Raw genomic sequence first — 16,318 nt, 5'->3', positions numbered from 1 at the left:
TTACGACCACGACAAAGATATAACTTATTTTGATAACTCAATCAACTTATGTAAAAAAAAATAAAAATTTAACATTTATGGCAGTAACATTAAAATTAAGCCTTACGGCAGAAGAAACAAATTACATTTCAGGATTAATAGAAATGGATGTAGAAACAGCAAACGAAGCAATTACAGAAGCAAAGCAGGACGGAGAAAAACCCGAGAAGTTTTATTTGGATAGAGTCAAGTTCTTCAAATCTATCAAACAAAAGATTGATGCCGAAAACGAGAAAGAATACCAAAGAATCCTAGCATTGGCACGAACAGTCGAACCAAAGCCGAACAACAGAGCAACCAGCAAAATTGTATTCAAAGAAGTTCAGGAGGTAAAAACGAATAGAAATAAATAAAATAGCCAATGACAGAAAGCCAAGGGGCGAATAACGTAAATCAAGAGCTAACGCAGATGTTAGCAGATTTCAAAGTTATCTTTGACAATAGATAAGCGTTAAACCCATCCTTGGGCACAACACCAAGTAAATCGACAACAATCAGCTAAAACATATATTAAGCCCGTTTTCGTGCCAAAAACGGGCTTTCTATTTTCGACCCACATCAAAAACAACATCAACAAACAATATTTTAGTTATTTTTACTGTAAATCTTGGAATTATGGACGATGAAATCAAAGTATTAAAAGATTACTTGAAAGACATTTCAAGCGCAATAGAAGCAACAAAGAAGTACCAACCTGCTTGGGTAGCTGAGAACTTAAAAGCAAACTTAAATCCTAAGTTTCGATTTGGTACGGATGGTAGGGCAGAACTAGTTTTCGGAATCGATGAACCTTTCGAACTGGAACTAAATTTTAAGGATTCGGGCAAGCACCATAAACGCCACATTTTACAGGCTCTACAATCTAAATTAGACAAGAAATCCCAGGAATTGAAAGAGCTACGAAGAAGACCCAAGCCGAGCGACAGTGACCCACAGGGCACAATTTAGTTACAATTCGGAACACAAAAACAACATCAACGACCAACGGCAAAGGAGTAATTTTGTACACAAAGAACAGAGTTATGGAACAAGATAAATATAGCCAAAGTGCCGTAGTAACAATCTTTGAAAGAATGGTTTATTTGCTGGATTGCAAGAGCCGAATAGATGTTATATTTCAGACTGGCGCAATACCGCACGACAAAAATGAACTAGATATGCTACTGACTCAATACAAAGACAACGTTACAAAATATGTTGTAGATGGTGACGACGTTTATTATTTCCGCTTTGGTGTTCCTGAATATTACACTAGCAAACGCTTTTTTGGCTTCCCAATGTCAAGACTAAAACAAGAGGTGTTAGACGGCATCAACCCCTCCCCCCACCACCAACAGGTGAAACAGGAGCGGAAATTATAGAACGTTTAATGTTTAAGTTTAGGAGTCAGATTGATATATTTCAAGGTTTTTGAAATTTCATTTAACATTTTTGCATAATTTACTTGCAAGGTGCACGGGAGTTTGTATATTTGCAAAGTATATTTTATATACATTTAGAGAATCTCTAAGTGGCTATAAATAAGAAACGTAACCTAAAAAGATTACGTCTCAAAAGAAATTAATTAAAGAATTTTATTCTAATCCATTCAATAATGATGGCCGTCATTATTTCGATTAGAATGTCTTTGAACTTTTTTTCATCTTCACTTTTCATTGTGATGGTGGTTTAAGTTTTTTACAAAGTTTGTGAAAGCGACCTTCACTGGTCTTAAATGATTTTTGAGTTGTTTTCATAATCTTGATTTTAAAGTTTTAAATTAGCCCTCTTGTAATTGCAAGTAGGGCTTTCTTGTTTGAATACAAATTTAATCTATTCTCAAATTTCACGCAAGCCTTCAAATCTTGTAAAGTGCCGTAATTATTAACATTGTTATATAAAATATACATTGATTTTTCATATTTAACAGATTTTTTGTTATCAAGGTGATATAATACTATATCTAAAATGGGGGTTTTTGTATCATCTTCCAGTGCACTTATCCTTGTGTTAATAACTTTCGTACTTTTTTATAATATTTTTTTATTTCACCCGAAAATTTACTTTTTTTCTTTCTTAATCTATAATAATAAAAGTTACGGTTTAAAAAAGCATATTAAAACCTTTTTAATCAAATTGTTTTAAATCAGCGCACTACAGCAGGGTGCGTTTTTTTATACCTTTTTTGTATGCTGGTCAGGGTGTTGTAAAAACGTACAGCTGGAGTACCAGTAAAACCGTTGAAATAATAAGTTAAGCAAGGAAATAAATGTTCGTAATTTAGGGTAAACCCTAACACGATATAGAAGATATTTATAATTTTGTTTTAATCCAGTCTCTAAAAGAAAAATTTATGATTGCAAAATACATTAGAATCTCTGATAAGAGCCAGCATATAGACCGACAAGTTAACGACACCGACAAGCTATATATAGATGTTATCAGCGGAAAAACCAAGTTCGCTGACCGACCACAAGCGCAACAGTTGATACAAGATATTGAATCGGGTTTGATAACTCAAGTCACAGTGCACGAGGTTTCGAGGCTTGGTCGTAATTTGCTAGATATTTTGACCAGCATCCAGTATATGCACGATAAGGGCGTAAATATCTACGTTCACAATATAGGTATGCATTCGCTAATTGATGGTAAGGAATCGCCAGCCTTTACGATGGTCGTAACGATTCTTGCAAATATATCACAGCAAGAATTAGCCACTTTACGAGAAAGACAGTTAGAGGGGGTTCGACTTGCTAAAGAAAAGGGCGTATATAAAGGTAGAGAAGCAGGAAGTAAGTTTACGCCAGCTGAACTGTGTGGTAAGCATCCCGATATAATTAAGTATCTTCAACGTAGAGCCAAACAGAAAGGTAAGTCTTATAGCATCAGAGAGATTGCGAGCATTACCAAAAAGAATGCTTCAACAGTTCAACGAGTATCTAAAGCTTTCAACGAACTGGGAGGTAAGTTCTATTACAACAAGCTGGTTGACCCGTTCGCGTAAAGATAGCACCAATGCATAAAAGAAAGAGATAAGCCCTTAACGAGGCTTATTTTTCGTCAAATAGTCGGTTGTTTTGGTGTTTTTACGCATTTTGGAACACACGCACATCTTATTCCCTCTAAGAGGTAAAAAGCCAAATATGTGATAAAAAAATAAAAGTAGAAGTTAAAGATTGTTAGTATAAAAAATAGTAATTTTCATCCCAAATAAATTTTAATTAACTTAAGCAAATTAAATTATGATTGATGAGGAGTTTAACATTTTTGTAACTATGTCAAACGATGAAACGTTAACAGTTCCATTAAAGGTTGGCGAAAGCCTGTTTATATTAGGAGCAAATGGTATGGGGAAATCAGGGTTAATGACTAAAATTAGTTCTCTAAATCCTGGTCGTTGCACAAGAATTTTAGGTCATCGACAAAATTGGATTCAAAACTCAGCTGTATCCATAACTTCTGCAGATAGAAAAACATATAATGATTATATAAGTCATTTTGATACTCTTTCCGATTCACGATTTAAAAATGATTATTCTAGTCAAAGGGTTGATATTTCAATTTTTGATTTAATTTTAAAGGAAAACTCTCGTGCACGAGAAATAACAAAAGCTCTAGATGCTGAAAATTCTGATAAAGCTAAAGAACTTTCCCATATCCAATCACCAATTAATGCTTTAAATGAAATTTTTGCAATTTCTAACATTCCAATTAGATTTTTTTTTGGAGATGATGACAGTTTAATGGCTTCAAAGAATAATGGGGCACCCTATAACGTTTGGATGTTATCAGATGGTGAAAGAAATGCGTTGCTAATTGGAGCTAATATTTTAACAAGCAAACCTAATTCGTTAATACTTATAGATGAACCTGAAAGACATTTGCATAGGTCTATAATTTCTCCGATGATTACTGCTTTAATAGCTAAAAGAAATGATTGTGCTTTTGTTGTTTCTACACACGATATTAATTTGCCAACCGATAATTCCTCAGCATCTACTCTTTTGGTAAGAGGTTGTGAGTTCGATGGAGATGATATTAAATCTTGGGATATTGACCTTTTATTTCCAAATGATTCAGTTACAGATGATATTAAGCATCAAATTCTCGGAGCAAAGAGAGAAATTCTATTTGTTGAAGGTGATGCCACAAGTTTAGATATTCAAATCTACCCGCTTTTATATCCAAAAGTCTCGGTAATACCAAGAGGAAGTTGTTCACAAGTTGAACGAGCAATTGATGGCATTAATGGCGTTGCAGAATTATCTTGGGTTAATGCATTTGCAATAATTGATGCAGATGATAGAACTGATGAGCAAATAGAAAAGTTATATGAAAAAGGAATTGTTGCGCTTCCAGCTTATTCGGTAGAGGCACTTTATTATAATTTGGATATAATCAAAAGAGTAGCGAAAAAGATTTCAACTGTCACTGGTGAAAATGAAAATGAAATTTTTGAAGCATCAATATCAACAGTCGTTGCAGATATTTCATTACATCGAGAAAGAATGTGTGCAAGACTTTGCGAAAAAAGAGTTAGAAATGCAATTATGATAGGACTTCCAAGTCATCAAACGATATTGAATGTTCCTACATTGACTGTAACTCACGATTTAGCTCAGACACTAAATGGTGAAATTGCTGTTTTCGACGGTTTGGTTTCCTCAAATGACATTAATGGGCTTATTTCTCGTTACCCAATTAGAGAAACTCCAGTTTTAAAAAAATATAACCAAAAAATTAGAAATGAGTACTGGTAAGTACGAGCTTGCTGTTAGAAATTTAATTGTTAATGATGAAGAGGTTAATAACTTTTTCAGAGGTCTTTTGCGACCGTTGACCGATTTAATCGGATAGTTACATAGAAGAAAGTCTGTAATTAACAATCCCAACACCTTAATACTGGGGAGTTCTTAATTTTTCATTTAACTTTCCGTATAAGGTAGTTAAAGAAGTCTGCAAAAATAAAATAAAAAATCCCGATATCTATTGCTATCGGGATTTTTTAATAACATAAAATTAAATATAAAACTTGGATAATTTTTAAACAAGTAAATAAATAATACTTTATTTTTCGAAGTGGTCAAGACTGACAATTATTTTTTATGGTAAAATTTGAGCTCTTATCTTCGGAGGAAAACGTAGTAGTCTCTCTTTTATATATGCAGCTAGAGCTTTTTCAAGTTCAATATTATTTGCGTTTAAATCTTCATATAACCTGTACATACTAAATTCTTCATCGTGAATTATTATTAGCGACGTATTATGAGTTAGTCGATAAGTTTGTAATCCTTCAATTACCAAATATTCAGTCATTTCAGGTAAATCTTCTTCAATTGCAGAAATCGGTCGTAACCTATATTTTTCAGTTATATAATTATTTTCTTCCATTAACGATTATTTACTTTTTTTAGCTTTAAGGTTAGTGAATTAATAGTGTTTTCTAAATGTGTAATTTCACGATTTATACTTTTAAAGCAAGCAAGTATACCACCTTTTAAGTATTCATTAGGAACAACAAATTCTGCCATTTTAATAACACCATTTTTTTTTGTGGTAAAAATGTTTTCCCCCGCCTTTATGGATTCGTCTTTGTAGTAATCGATACCTGTGGTAGTCCAGTACATTTGACGACCTTCATCACCTTCAGTTTTTAAATCTTCATCGTTTAGCTCTAAAACAGCATCTGCAAATTTTTTCCAAATTACAATTTTTTCATTGAAATCTCTTATTTGTTTTTTTACAACTTCGCTCATTCTTATTAATTTAGATTTATTTATACATTTCTTGGTAGTCAAATTTAAATTAAAGTTTTTAGTAAAATACTATTGCATATGTTGAAAGAAAATTATCACATAAAATTTGTTTGATTTAGGACTCAAATAGAATAATTTTGTTTTCATTAACAGTGTTCCAATCGGTGATTGATTTATACTTGCTGTCGTCATAATAATCAGGTGTATAATAATCTTCATCAGCCTGTTCTCTTGGGTCAAAATCCTTAAGTAAAAAAGTCTTGTATCTGAATACTTTTGGTGATTCTTTAATTCCTTTTCTATTCAGGATAACTACAAGTGTGTGTGGTACTGGATTGCCAGCAATTTGAAATTTAATATCACACCTTGCAATACTTGATGAAAGTTTGTAAACGGTAATAGATTTGATTATCTGTTTAAAGATTGATTGAAGTTTGTTTCTATCGTTTTTCGCATCAACAAGTATTTGTCGATTTGTAGATGGTTTAGCTAAATCAATAAGTGTTTTCCTGCTTGATGCAAGTTGTTTTTGTTGAGTGTAAATTTGGCTCGTGAGGTTTTGTTTTTCGGTTTCCCATTCAGCAGATTTATTTTCATAGAAGTTCGGCAGGTGGTCGATTTTTCCATCATAGTAATCGGTAACTAATCGCTTTATTCTATTGTCTAATTTTGCCAGTTCAGCAGTGAGAGTTGGTAGCGACGTTTCTAAAACAATTATTTTGGCTTGAATGTCTTTCTTTATCTGCTCGGTGTCACTCAAAAATTCTAAGACTGTTGGGGTATTACAAAGTATATCATAAATAGAACTATCAAGAGCATCAAGATTTACGCCTATGTTTTCACAATTCTTTTGTGTTACAGTTACACGTGAGGAACAGCAATAAACCAAAGCAGATGTGGAAATAATATGCGTGTAATTTCGACCACAAACCCCGCATTTTATTAAGTACTGTAATAAAACAACATTTTTGGTGTGCATATTTCGTCCTTTACCTCTCTTGTTAAGTCTAATTTCTGTACATTCATCAAATAGTTCCTTATTAATAATTGCAAGGTCAGGACTATCGTAAGCCTCGATAAGTTCGGCTTTCTCTTTTAAATATTCCCTAACACCATAGTACAGTTTGTTTGACAAAAGTCGTCGTACTTGCTTACCATCCCAAAGTGTACCCGTCATTAATCCAATACTTTCAGCTTTAGTGGGTATTTTTTTATCGTTCAGCTTGTTAGCAATAGCAAGACAACCTAGGCCACTTTTGTAATCATTGAAAATATCTTTGATAACCTGCGCCTCAACTTCATCAATTACAAGCTTTTTATTTATTCCAACATAACCGTACGGTTTGTATGTTCCACCTGCAGTTCCACCTTGGCGCACCTTGTCACGTTTTCCTGACAGAGCACGATTTTTAAAAGTTTCGGCTTCAATATCGGCAAACTCCATCATCAATTGAAAAGCGGCCAATTGTATTTTATTTATCTTTCTATCAGCAGTCAAAAAGAACGTTCCACCGTTGGAACTTGTAACACAAATATCGATTTGGTTTTCTAAAAGTTCGTTCACCAATACACGTGTTTCAGTCGGATTTCTTCCAAGTCTCGAGAGTTCCGTAACATAAACGCAGGTGTAAAAACTTAAGTCATTTCTAAATTTGGTAACAAGCTTGTCCAGTTGCGGGCGTTTTTTAGTTTTACTGTAACCTGAAATCTTTTCGTTATAAATTTCAATATTAATTTCTTGGTCTTTATACTGTCTATTAATGTAGTTGGTTATATCACTTATTTGCCTATCATATGATTGTTCAAGGGATGACACACGCACGTAAATAGCTAGGTTAATCATTTTTTTTATATTTGTTTGAGCAAATATAAGTATTAAAACCGACCAATAGGTATGTGACTTATGTTAAGATACAAGGTATATTCATGATCATATGTTTTGATTAGTTATTTAATTGTAATTACTGTTCTTCTGTTTGATGCCTTTCCTTCTGAAGTATTATTGTCACCAATTGGTTCATCAGGTCCTTTAGACTGAGTTTCGATCTTAGTTTGGTCAATGCCATTTTTAGAAAGATAATTTTTAGAGAATTCTGCTCTTTTTTGTCCAAGAGCAATATTAGCATCACGGTTTCCAACATTATCAGAATGGCCAACTGCTAGAATAACAGCATCTTTAACGTGCTCAGCATATTTAATAATATCAGCAACTTTTTGTTTCTCAAGACTGCTTAAAGTTTGGCGTGATTGATTCGTATTAAAATGAAGAATCAACGGATCTGCATTTATTTTATCTTTCAAAACGCTCCATTCATCATTTGGCGTTGCAGCTGCAGTAGAATCAATGGTTTCAAATGAATAATCAGCAGGTCCTAGAAGCGTGTCTGCGCTCATTTTCCATTTTTCTATAATTTCTCCTTTAGTAATAAATTGCTTTTCAGACAACCCCTCAGTAACAAAATAATTTTTGATCTCATTTGCCCTTGCGAGACCTAGATTTTCAAAAGAAGTAGAATTTGTTTCATCAGATGTAGCGTAACCCGTTATCGTTATTTTCTGTTTTGGATTTGAAACTAAGAATGTCTTTAATTTAGCTATACCAGTTAAGACAGAATCACCAACAGGCATTATTAATGCTGCGCTGTTTTTGAGGAACTTGAGATTATCATTCGTATGATATTCAATTCCAGAACCATTCAATACAAACGGAACAAAATTAGGCTCCACGACAGGTGTTGAAACTGTTTTAGGAGTATCATCCGTTATTGTTTTCTCAGAGCAATTGCAGCAAAATTTAAGATATAAAAAAGTACCTAAAATGATGGTTATTGCAATGCCTAATAGATAAAGTGCTTTTTTAGACATAGATGATAAAGTTTAGATTCTATCAAATTTAACGAAAAAAATAACACATAACACGTTAATAATCAGTTATTTTAATGTTTTAAATTTGTGCTTTAAAAAGTAGTTTAATACGTTTTTACCTTTTTAAACTTTTAAGAGCTTGATTAAAATGAGTAACTTGCATAAAAAATAATGCACATTTAAAATGGTCGAAATAGAAAGAAAATTTCTTGTAAAATCTGACGACTTCAAGAAACAAGCTTTTACTCAAAATAAAATTGCACAAGGTTACTTGAGTTCTGTCCCGGAAAGAACTGTTAGAGTAAGAGTTAAAGGAAATAAAGGCTTTATAACCATAAAAGGTATAAGTCATAGCAGCGGTATGTCTCGGTTTGAATGGGAGAATGAAATTCCGCTGGATGAAGCGATAGAACTTTTAAAATTATGTGAGAAAGGTAAAATCGAAAAGACCCGGTACGAAATAAAATCTGGAATACATGTGTATGAAGTAGATGAGTTTTATGGTGAAAACGAAGGATTGGTTATGGCAGAAATTGAACTAAATTCTGAAAATGAAGCTTTTGAAAAACCAGATTGGCTTGGCGAAGAAGTCACAAATGATGAAAGATATTATAATGCTTATTTGAGTAAAAATCCTTATAAAGACTGGGAAAAATAAAATGACAGAATCCATATATGACCTTGTTATAGTAGGCGGAGGGCCAATTGGTCTTGCCTGCGCAATCGAAGCCGAAAAGAAAAAATTAAAATATTTAATTATAGAAAAAGGTGCAATTGTAAATAGTATTTTCAATTATCCGCTTTACATGACTTTTTTTTCTACTGCAGAAAGATTAGAAATTGGTGACATTCCCTTTAATTGCTTAGCGCCAAAACCTGGGCGTCAGGAAGCTTTAGAATATTACAGAAACATTCATCGTTATTTTAAATTCAATATTAATTTATTTGAAAAAGTAAATGAAGTTCGAAAAGAAAGCAACGGGATTTTTAAAATTGATACCGATAAACAAAATTACGAAGCTAAAAATGTGGTGATTGCTACAGGTTTTTATGACATTCCGATTGAGATGAATATTCCTGGAGAAAATCTGCCGAAAGTTCGTCATTATTACAAAGAAGCACACGAGTATGCTTTTAGAAAAGTTTTGGTTGTTGGAGCTAATAATTCATCAGTTGATGCAGCTTTGGAATGCTGGCGAAAAGGTGCTGACGTAACAATGGTTATTCGTAAAAACGAAATCAATAATCGAGTAAAATATTGGGTCAAGCCCGATATAGAAAATCGAATCGCGGAAGGAAGTATAAAAGCCTATTTTGAATCTAATATTACAGAAATCAGAGAAAATGAAGTTGAAATTGAAACAACAAACGGCAGAATTACAATTGAAAACGACTTTGTTCTGGCTTTAACGGGCTATAAACCAGATTTAAGCTTTCTGGAAAGAATGGGAATTCATCTTTCAAACGATGAATTAAAAATTCCTGTATATAATCCTGAAACGATGGAAACTAATGTTGACGGATTATTTCTTGCAGGCGTTGTATGTGGTGGAATGCAGACGCATAAATGGTTTATAGAAAACTCAAGAGTGCATGCCACAATGATTTTAGATTATATAACTTCGAAATAAAAAGGTTTGCCACGAATTTCACTAATTATCACAAATTATTTCTATAGAATAGATTTCACACTATGTGACAATCTATTATATCTGTCAATTCGAGCGAAGTCGAGAACTTTGTATGATGCATTTCGACTTCGCTCAATGTGACATTAGAATAAATAAATTAAGAGCTGCAAGAAAGCATCGAACAGCCTACTTTAGATCTAGCCCAATCAGGACGTTTTGCAAACCATTTTTCAAATTCTGGTTGTTCATCATACGGATTTTGTAATAGCTGAAATAATTCATCCACTAAAGAATAATCGCCTTTGTCTGCTTCATCAATGGCCAGTTGTGCCATATAATTTCGCAGTACATATTTTGGATTTATGAGATTCATTTTCGCAGTACGCTCTTCGTCAGAAAGTGTTTCTACATTTAATCTTCTGAGATAAACAGAAAGCCATTTTTGCCATGCATCTAGAATTTCAACCTTTATTTCTTCTGGTAAATAGAATGCATATTCAATTTTTTCAAATGCCTGTTCTACAGAATCATTCTTTTTAATCTGGCTTAGGTTTCTAAAAAAGATAGTCATATCAGTTTCTGATAATTGTAAAATTTCTTCAATTCCTTGAATAATTTTATCATCAGTTTCACTTGAAGTAAAAAGCCCTAATTTACTTAAAAACATATTTTTATAATCCTCTTCGTAATCATTAATAAATGAATCTAAGATTTTTTCTAAAGGCTCTGCTTCATTAATTAAAGGATAAAGAGCATTTGCCAATTGGTATAAATTCCACTGGGCAACCTGAGGCTGATTTCCGAAACGATATCTTCTATTTTGACTGTCTGTAGTATTTGGAGTCCAGTTGGGATCGTAGTTTTCTAACCATCCATAAGGTCCATAATCAATCGTAATTCCGTGGATAGACATGTTATCGGTATTCATCACACCGTGAACAAATCCGACACGCTGCCAGTGCAGAATCATTTCTCGAGTTGTATCTGCCACTTTTTTAAAGAATTGTAAATATTGTTCTTTAGGCTCGCCGGTAATTTCTGGAAAATAATGTTTGATTGTAAATTCTACAAATTCTTTTAGATTTTTGAGCTCATTTCGAGCAGTCAGCATTTCAAAACTTCCAAAACGAATAAATGACGGCGCTACACGGCAGACAACTGCACCTTTTTCATAAGCTGGATTTCCATTGTATAAAATATCTCTCAAAACCTGATCGCCTGAAAGAATGAGAGAAAGTGATCGAGTAGTGGGAACTCCTAAATAATGTATCGCTTCGGCACATAAATACTCTCTTATAGACGAACGTAAAACGGCTAAACCATCTGCGGTTCTAGAATAAGGCGTTTTTCCAGCACCTTTTAATTGAAGTGTATAAAATTGATTGTTGTTTTCAATTTCAGTTAAATTAATCGCACGTCCGTCTCCCAATTGTCCTGCCCAATTTCCAAATTGATGTCCGGCATAACACATGGCATACGGCTGCGTGCCAGGAAGAATATCTTTTCCAGAGAAAGTATTTAAAAATTCTTCTGATTGGATTTCATCCTTAGAAATTCCAACTAATGCAGCAACTTCTTCTGATGCATGAATTAATTCTGGATGTGAGGGTTTTGTTGGATTTACATATGAAAAGAGCGTATTCTTTACTTGACGAATTTCGTTTGTCAAATCTGGATCTGCTGGCAGTTCGGCAGTAAATCGATTATTTATTTTGAGATTTTTCATTTTTTATTTCTTTTCTTTTATTGCCAACAGATTAAAGGATTTTAAAAGATTTTTTTTTTAACTAAAAATCGTTCAATCAATATAATCTGTGGCTTAACTTAAAATTAGCCAATTAATTTATCAGCATACATTTTTTTAAGTTTTTGAATTTTTGGATCAATAACCACTTGGCAATATCCAGCTTCCTGATTTTCATTGTAATAATTTTGATGATAATCCTCAGCTTCGTAAAAAACTTCAAAAGGTTTCAATTGGGTAACAATCGGATCAGCATAAGCAGGCTGTACTTCTTCAAAAACTTTTTCTGCTATTTCTTTCTGCTCATCATTATGATATAAAATGATCGAGCGGTATTGCGTTCCGCTGTCACCACCTTGACGATTCAAAGTTGTTGGATCATGACTTGTCATAAAAATGAAAATTAAGTCATGATATGAAATTATGTCAGGATTAAAGGTAACTTGAATAACTTCTGCATGTCCAGTTCTGCCAGTACAAACTTCGCGATATGCTGGATTTTTTATAAAGCCATCTGAATAACCTGATTTTATTGATTGTACACCTTTTAAACGCTGAATTACAGCTTCGACACACCAAAAACAACCGCCACCAAAGGTAGCTACTGATAAATTTCCCATAAATAATACTTTCTATTAGTTTAATGCCTATTAATTCGATAGGATATTATGATAATTTATTAAAAAAAAGATCTTTTAACTAAAGATACCCGACAGGAATGTAATGTTTGAAGTTTACTATTGATAAATTCGCAATATTATAAAAAAGCGATATATTTGCAGTCAAACACAAGGCACAACTAATGAATAGCAAAAATAGTACCATCACTCTAGAAACTTATTTTCAGGAATTTAGACAAAACATTGTCGGAATAAATCAAGAATTTACGTCACCTTATGGCAGAAAATCAATCATTTATACTGACTGGACTGCCAGCGGAAGATTGTATCGCCCTATCGAAGAAAAACTTTTAAATGAGTTTGGACCATTTGTGGCCAATACACATACAGAAACTACTGTCTCTGGTACTGCCATGACAAAAGCGTATCATCATGCAAGACATATTATTAAACGTCATGCGAATGCAAGTAATGATGATGTTTTAATTACTGATGGAACTGGAATGACAGGAGTTATCAATAAATTCCAGCGTATTTTAGGTTTGAAAATTCCAGAAAATTTGAAAAGTTTCACGAATATTCCAGAAGAAAAGAAACCTATTGTTTTTATTTCGCATATGGAACATCATTCTAATCAAACTTCTTGGCTGGAAACTATTGCTGATGTGGAAATTATTCCTTCTTGCGAAAAAGGACTTTTCAATTTAGAAAATCTAGAAGCTTTATTGCAAAAATATAATGATAGAACCATAAAAATTGCTTCTATTACAGCATGCTCGAACGTTACGGGATTAAGAACTCCTTTTCATGAAGCTGCAAAATTAATGCACCAATATAATGGTGTATGCTTTGTTGATTTTGCTTGTTCAGGCCCTTATGTTGAAGTTGATATGCATCCAGCTGATCCAGAAGCTTATTTGGACGCTGTATTTATGTCACCTCACAAATTTTTGGGCGGACCTGGAACTTCTGGTGTTTTAATTTTCAACAAAAAATTATACAAAAACATGATTCCAGATTGTCCTGGAGGAGGAACGGTAAGCTGGACGAATCCTTGGGGCGAACATCAATATATTGATAATATCGAAGATCGTGAAGATGGCGGAACACCTGGTTTTCTTCAAGTTATAAAAACTGCTCTTGCCATTGAGTTAAAAGAAGAAATGGGAATTGAAAACATTATGCAGCGTGAACACGAAATTGTTGATTATGTTTTTAGTGAATTGGAACCCGTTTCAAATATTAAAATCTTAGCAGGACAACATAAAGAACGTCTTGGTGTCATTTCATTTTTTATTGATGATCTTCATTTTAATTTAGGAGTTAAACTTCTGAATGATCGTTTTGGAATTCAAACTAGAGGTGGTTGCAGTTGTGCGGGAACGTACGGTCACTATTTACTTCACGTTGATCAAGAAACTTCTAATAAATTGGTAAACGAAATTACAATTGGTGATTTGATCAAAAAGCCAGGATGGATTAGAATGTCTATTCACCCAACGACAACAGATGAGGAAATTGCTTATGTATGCCAAAGTATAAAAGAAATGGCCGCAAACCATAAAACTTGGGCTTTGGATTATTCTTATGATAAAAACAGAAATGAGTTTATTCATAAAAATGCAACTTCTTTTGAAGATGAATTGGTAGCAAGCTGGTTCAAATCATAAAGTTTAAAAAAGTTTATATAAAAGTAAACCCGACAAATTTTTAAAATTCGTCGGGTTTCTTGTTTCTTATGAAAATGATATTTGTGATTTAGCCCCGATAGAAGTGGAAATCCTTTTGTACTGCCCGAGGATTCGGGACCAGTACAAAAGATTGTAACGGATAGCGGGACTTCAGGTCTTGAAAAAAACGAAAATTTCTGCTTCTGTATATAATTACATAATCAGCCTTACACCGCCAAGATCTGAAACGCGATATGAAAATTTATTTCCAGGTGAGCCAATAAACATGAAATTTTTGGGAATTTTCCATTTTTGAGAAAGTTCATCAATTATTTCTGGACCGAAAACTCCTTCTATTTCCAGATATTCAATATCAAGTCCGTCGTAAGCGCGGTCTAAAACTTCTAGATCTTTTTTTAAAGCTTCATTGTTTGTAGAGCCATTTTTAACGTGGACGATCTTGAGTTTTTTGGTTGTTTCATTGTCTTCCACGTATTGCAAAACTTTATTGAGAATCGTGATGTCATCGCCTTTGGTGAAAAACACAAATTCCTGCGAATTGATTTGTGTGCTCAAATTTTGCAGATAGCGGTTACTCACAATAACCATTCTACGCAGCGGCTGATAAAAATATTCTAAAGCCTCAATTAGTAAACGAATTAAAATAACGCGATTGAGCATGATTCCTACAAAGATTAATGAAGGAATCATATATTGCAGAAATGTATAAAACGAATTGATATTGAGGCGCATATTTCCTAGAAAAGCAGCTATAACAAAAGTTACCGCGGCAAGTACTGCGATGCCTCGGGCACGTTCTGGTCTAGGAAGTTTTCTTCGTTTGTATTTTAAAAGTAAATTACCAATTCCGAATAATGCCATTACCGCCAAGAACGAAAAAGTGTAAACTCCAGCCAAAGATTCTAGATGTCCGCTAGTTGCAAAAAGTACTGAAATACAAAGAATTAAAAAGCTAATTACAATTCTGTAATGTGATCCTCTGCTATTTTGTTTCAAGAAATAATTGGGAAGAATTCTATCTAATGTCATTCGGTTTAAAAGTCCAGAAACTCCAACGAAAGAAGTTAAGACGGCTCCGCAGAGGACCATAACTGCATCTATAGAAATAAGCCAAGCCAGCCATGATCCGCCGGTTGTCTGTCCTAAATGTGCTAAAAGAGACTCTTTGTTTTCGCCGACTTCTGTTAGCGGAATTACACTTATTAATAATATCGCAATAACGGGATTGAAAAAACTGACGATTGCCCACATGTTTCTGAGTGTTTTTGGAAAAACACCATGTTCTTGTTCTTCAACAAAATTGGCAGAACTTTCGAAACCTGAAATTCCGAGCATTGCCGCCGAAAAGCCTAGAAATAGCGCAGTTTTAATATTTTCATAAGCAATTGGAGTTTGCCAATTGATATGAAAAGTTTCTAATCCGTTTGTAAGAACAAACCAAATCGATGCAAGAACTAATAAAGTTAAAGTTCCAATATGGGTAAGGAAAATGATAACTGCCACAAATGCAGATTCTCCTATTCCTAAAATGGCTAATCCGGTAAATAAAATTAAAACAACAACGGTAGCAATGGTAACATTTAAGCCTTCAAAAATTCCGTGTAAGTAATGCATTCCTTCTGAAGCTGAAATTACAGCCGTTGCCATATACGACAAAACGGTTAAAGTTGCAGCCAAAGATGCCAGTCTTTTGGTAGAAGTATTTAGCAGAACATTGTAAGCACCTCCATTTAATGGAATCGCCCCAACAACTTCTCCGTAAATTTTTCTGAAAAGAAATAATACCACGCCAACAATTAAGAGTGAGATCCAAGCGTATTGACCTGCATATAAAATGGTTAAAGCAGATACATAAAGACAAGAAGAACTAATATCGTTACCGCAGATTGCAGTTGCCTGTAATTGATTTAATTTTTTGTGTACGATTTCTTTCATCAGTATTTGAGATTAACACTTTTAGTAAAAAACAATGAGTAACAATAAATTATAATCA

Annotated in this window: 15 protein-coding genes; 8 read left to right on the top strand and 7 right to left on the bottom strand. The window is 33.5% G+C overall.

The genetic code is table 11. The annotated features are described in order from the left end of the window. Positions 1 to 77 precede the first annotated feature (77 nt). The 5 genes from QE431_RS10940 (at position 78) to QE431_RS10920 (ending at position 4,778) form a co-directional block, all read left to right on the top strand. Positions 78 to 392: a hypothetical protein gene (locus QE431_RS10940; RefSeq protein WP_307295687.1), complete on the top strand. Its 315-nt coding sequence runs from the start codon at positions 78 to 80 to the stop codon at positions 390 to 392. A 262-nt stretch (positions 393 to 654) separates the two neighbouring features. Then, the gene (locus QE431_RS10935) at positions 655 to 987 is read left to right on the top strand and encodes a hypothetical protein (RefSeq protein WP_307295685.1); all 333 of its coding nucleotides are present in this window, start codon (positions 655 to 657) and stop codon (positions 985 to 987) included. A gap of 74 nt (positions 988 to 1,061) precedes the next feature. Beyond that, positions 1,062 to 1,400: a hypothetical protein gene (locus QE431_RS10930; RefSeq protein WP_307295683.1), complete on the top strand. Its 339-nt coding sequence runs from the start codon at positions 1,062 to 1,064 to the stop codon at positions 1,398 to 1,400. A 971-nt stretch (positions 1,401 to 2,371) separates the two neighbouring features. After that, complete coding sequence (locus tag QE431_RS10925; protein WP_307295681.1) at positions 2,372 to 3,022, top strand: recombinase family protein; 651 nt, start codon at positions 2,372 to 2,374, stop codon at positions 3,020 to 3,022. Positions 3,023 to 3,293: 271 nt separating this feature from the next. After that, positions 3,294 to 4,778: an AAA family ATPase gene (locus tag QE431_RS10920; protein ID WP_307295679.1), complete on the top strand. Its 1,485-nt coding sequence runs from the start codon at positions 3,294 to 3,296 to the stop codon at positions 4,776 to 4,778. 343 nt (positions 4,779 to 5,121) lie between these two features. Here the strand turns inward: QE431_RS10920 and QE431_RS10915 are convergent, their stop codons facing one another. The 4 genes from QE431_RS10915 to QE431_RS10900 all read right to left on the bottom strand — a co-directional run bounded on the left by QE431_RS10915 (position 5,122) and on the right by QE431_RS10900 (position 8,639). After that, positions 5,122 to 5,409 carry a hypothetical protein gene (locus QE431_RS10915; protein ID WP_307295677.1) on the bottom strand — a complete coding sequence of 96 codons (288 nt, stop codon included), beginning with the start codon at positions 5,407 to 5,409 and terminating at the stop codon, positions 5,122 to 5,124. Further along, positions 5,409 to 5,774: a hypothetical protein gene (locus tag QE431_RS10910; protein WP_307295675.1), complete on the bottom strand. Its 366-nt coding sequence runs from the start codon at positions 5,772 to 5,774 to the stop codon at positions 5,409 to 5,411. The genes QE431_RS10915 and QE431_RS10910 overlap by 1 nt, the downstream gene beginning before the upstream one ends. A gap of 115 nt (positions 5,775 to 5,889) precedes the next feature. Continuing rightward, positions 5,890 to 7,617: a recombinase family protein gene (locus QE431_RS10905; RefSeq protein WP_307295673.1), complete on the bottom strand. Its 1,728-nt coding sequence runs from the start codon at positions 7,615 to 7,617 to the stop codon at positions 5,890 to 5,892. Positions 7,618 to 7,721: 104 nt separating this feature from the next. Beyond that, positions 7,722 to 8,639: an OmpA family protein gene (locus tag QE431_RS10900; RefSeq protein ID WP_307295672.1), complete on the bottom strand. Its 918-nt coding sequence runs from the start codon at positions 8,637 to 8,639 to the stop codon at positions 7,722 to 7,724. Between the two features lie 184 nt (positions 8,640 to 8,823). Between QE431_RS10900 and QE431_RS10895 the strand changes: the two genes are divergently transcribed. Next, positions 8,824 to 9,297: a CYTH domain-containing protein gene (locus tag QE431_RS10895; protein WP_307295670.1), complete on the top strand. Its 474-nt coding sequence runs from the start codon at positions 8,824 to 8,826 to the stop codon at positions 9,295 to 9,297. A 1-nt stretch (position 9,298) separates the two neighbouring features. Next, the gene (locus tag QE431_RS10890) at positions 9,299 to 10,270 is read left to right on the top strand and encodes a YpdA family putative bacillithiol disulfide reductase (RefSeq protein ID WP_307295669.1); all 972 of its coding nucleotides are present in this window, start codon (positions 9,299 to 9,301) and stop codon (positions 10,268 to 10,270) included. Positions 10,271 to 10,427: 157 nt separating this feature from the next. On the opposite strand, the gene QE431_RS10885 is transcribed toward QE431_RS10890, so the two are convergent. Further along, on the bottom strand, positions 10,428 to 11,996 hold the full coding sequence (locus QE431_RS10885; protein WP_307295667.1) for a YdiU family protein: 1,569 nt from the start codon (positions 11,994 to 11,996) through the stop codon (positions 10,428 to 10,430). A 104-nt stretch (positions 11,997 to 12,100) separates the two neighbouring features. Further along, positions 12,101 to 12,634 carry a peptide-methionine (S)-S-oxide reductase MsrA gene (gene msrA / locus QE431_RS10880; protein ID WP_281865675.1) on the bottom strand — a complete coding sequence of 178 codons (534 nt, stop codon included), beginning with the start codon at positions 12,632 to 12,634 and terminating at the stop codon, positions 12,101 to 12,103. 182 nt (positions 12,635 to 12,816) lie between these two features. Between msrA and QE431_RS10875 the strand changes: the two genes are divergently transcribed. Next, positions 12,817 to 14,304, top strand: coding sequence for an aminotransferase class V-fold PLP-dependent enzyme (locus QE431_RS10875; RefSeq protein ID WP_281865674.1), 1,488 nt, complete (start codon positions 12,817 to 12,819; stop codon positions 14,302 to 14,304). 213 nt (positions 14,305 to 14,517) lie between these two features. Here QE431_RS10875 and QE431_RS10870 read toward each other — a convergent pair whose 3' ends face one another. Next, entirely contained in the window at positions 14,518 to 16,260 is a 1,743-nt protein-coding gene (locus tag QE431_RS10870; RefSeq protein ID WP_057117923.1) for an APC family permease, read from the bottom strand. Between the last annotated feature and the right edge of the window lie 58 nt (positions 16,261 to 16,318).

It is taken from the genome of Flavobacterium sp. SORGH_AS_0622 (genome assembly GCF_030818825.1).
Lineage (GTDB): Bacteria > Bacteroidota > Bacteroidia > Flavobacteriales > Flavobacteriaceae > Flavobacterium.
This window is presented reverse-complemented; position numbering and strand designations above follow the sequence as displayed.

What these genes read in the sequence shown, in the direction of transcription:
- QE431_RS10940 (WP_307295687.1), top strand. Translation starts at nt 78, where the DNA reads ATGGCAGTAACATTAAAATTAAGCCTTACGGCAGAAGAAACAAATTAC.
- QE431_RS10935 (WP_307295685.1), top strand. Translation starts at nt 655, where the DNA reads ATGGACGATGAAATCAAAGTATTAAAAGATTACTTGAAAGACATTTCA.
- QE431_RS10930 (WP_307295683.1), top strand. Translation starts at nt 1,062, where the DNA reads ATGGAACAAGATAAATATAGCCAAAGTGCCGTAGTAACAATCTTTGAA.
- QE431_RS10925 (WP_307295681.1), top strand. Translation starts at nt 2,372, where the DNA reads ATGATTGCAAAATACATTAGAATCTCTGATAAGAGCCAGCATATAGAC.
- QE431_RS10920 (WP_307295679.1), top strand. Translation starts at nt 3,294, where the DNA reads ATGTCAAACGATGAAACGTTAACAGTTCCATTAAAGGTTGGCGAAAGC.
- QE431_RS10915 (WP_307295677.1), bottom strand. Translation starts at nt 5,409, where the DNA reads ATGGAAGAAAATAATTATATAACTGAAAAATATAGGTTACGACCGATT.
- QE431_RS10910 (WP_307295675.1), bottom strand. Translation starts at nt 5,774, where the DNA reads ATGAGCGAAGTTGTAAAAAAACAAATAAGAGATTTCAATGAAAAAATT.
- QE431_RS10905 (WP_307295673.1), bottom strand. Translation starts at nt 7,617, where the DNA reads ATGATTAACCTAGCTATTTACGTGCGTGTGTCATCCCTTGAACAATCA.
- QE431_RS10900 (WP_307295672.1), bottom strand. Translation starts at nt 8,639, where the DNA reads ATGTCTAAAAAAGCACTTTATCTATTAGGCATTGCAATAACCATCATT.
- QE431_RS10895 (WP_307295670.1), top strand. Translation starts at nt 8,824, where the DNA reads ATGGTCGAAATAGAAAGAAAATTTCTTGTAAAATCTGACGACTTCAAG.
- QE431_RS10890 (WP_307295669.1), top strand. Translation starts at nt 9,299, where the DNA reads ATGACAGAATCCATATATGACCTTGTTATAGTAGGCGGAGGGCCAATT.
- QE431_RS10885 (WP_307295667.1), bottom strand. Translation starts at nt 11,996, where the DNA reads ATGAAAAATCTCAAAATAAATAATCGATTTACTGCCGAACTGCCAGCA.
- msrA (WP_281865675.1), bottom strand. Translation starts at nt 12,634, where the DNA reads ATGGGAAATTTATCAGTAGCTACCTTTGGTGGCGGTTGTTTTTGGTGT.
- QE431_RS10875 (WP_281865674.1), top strand. Translation starts at nt 12,817, where the DNA reads ATGAATAGCAAAAATAGTACCATCACTCTAGAAACTTATTTTCAGGAA.
- QE431_RS10870 (WP_057117923.1), bottom strand. Translation starts at nt 16,260, where the DNA reads ATGAAAGAAATCGTACACAAAAAATTAAATCAATTACAGGCAACTGCA.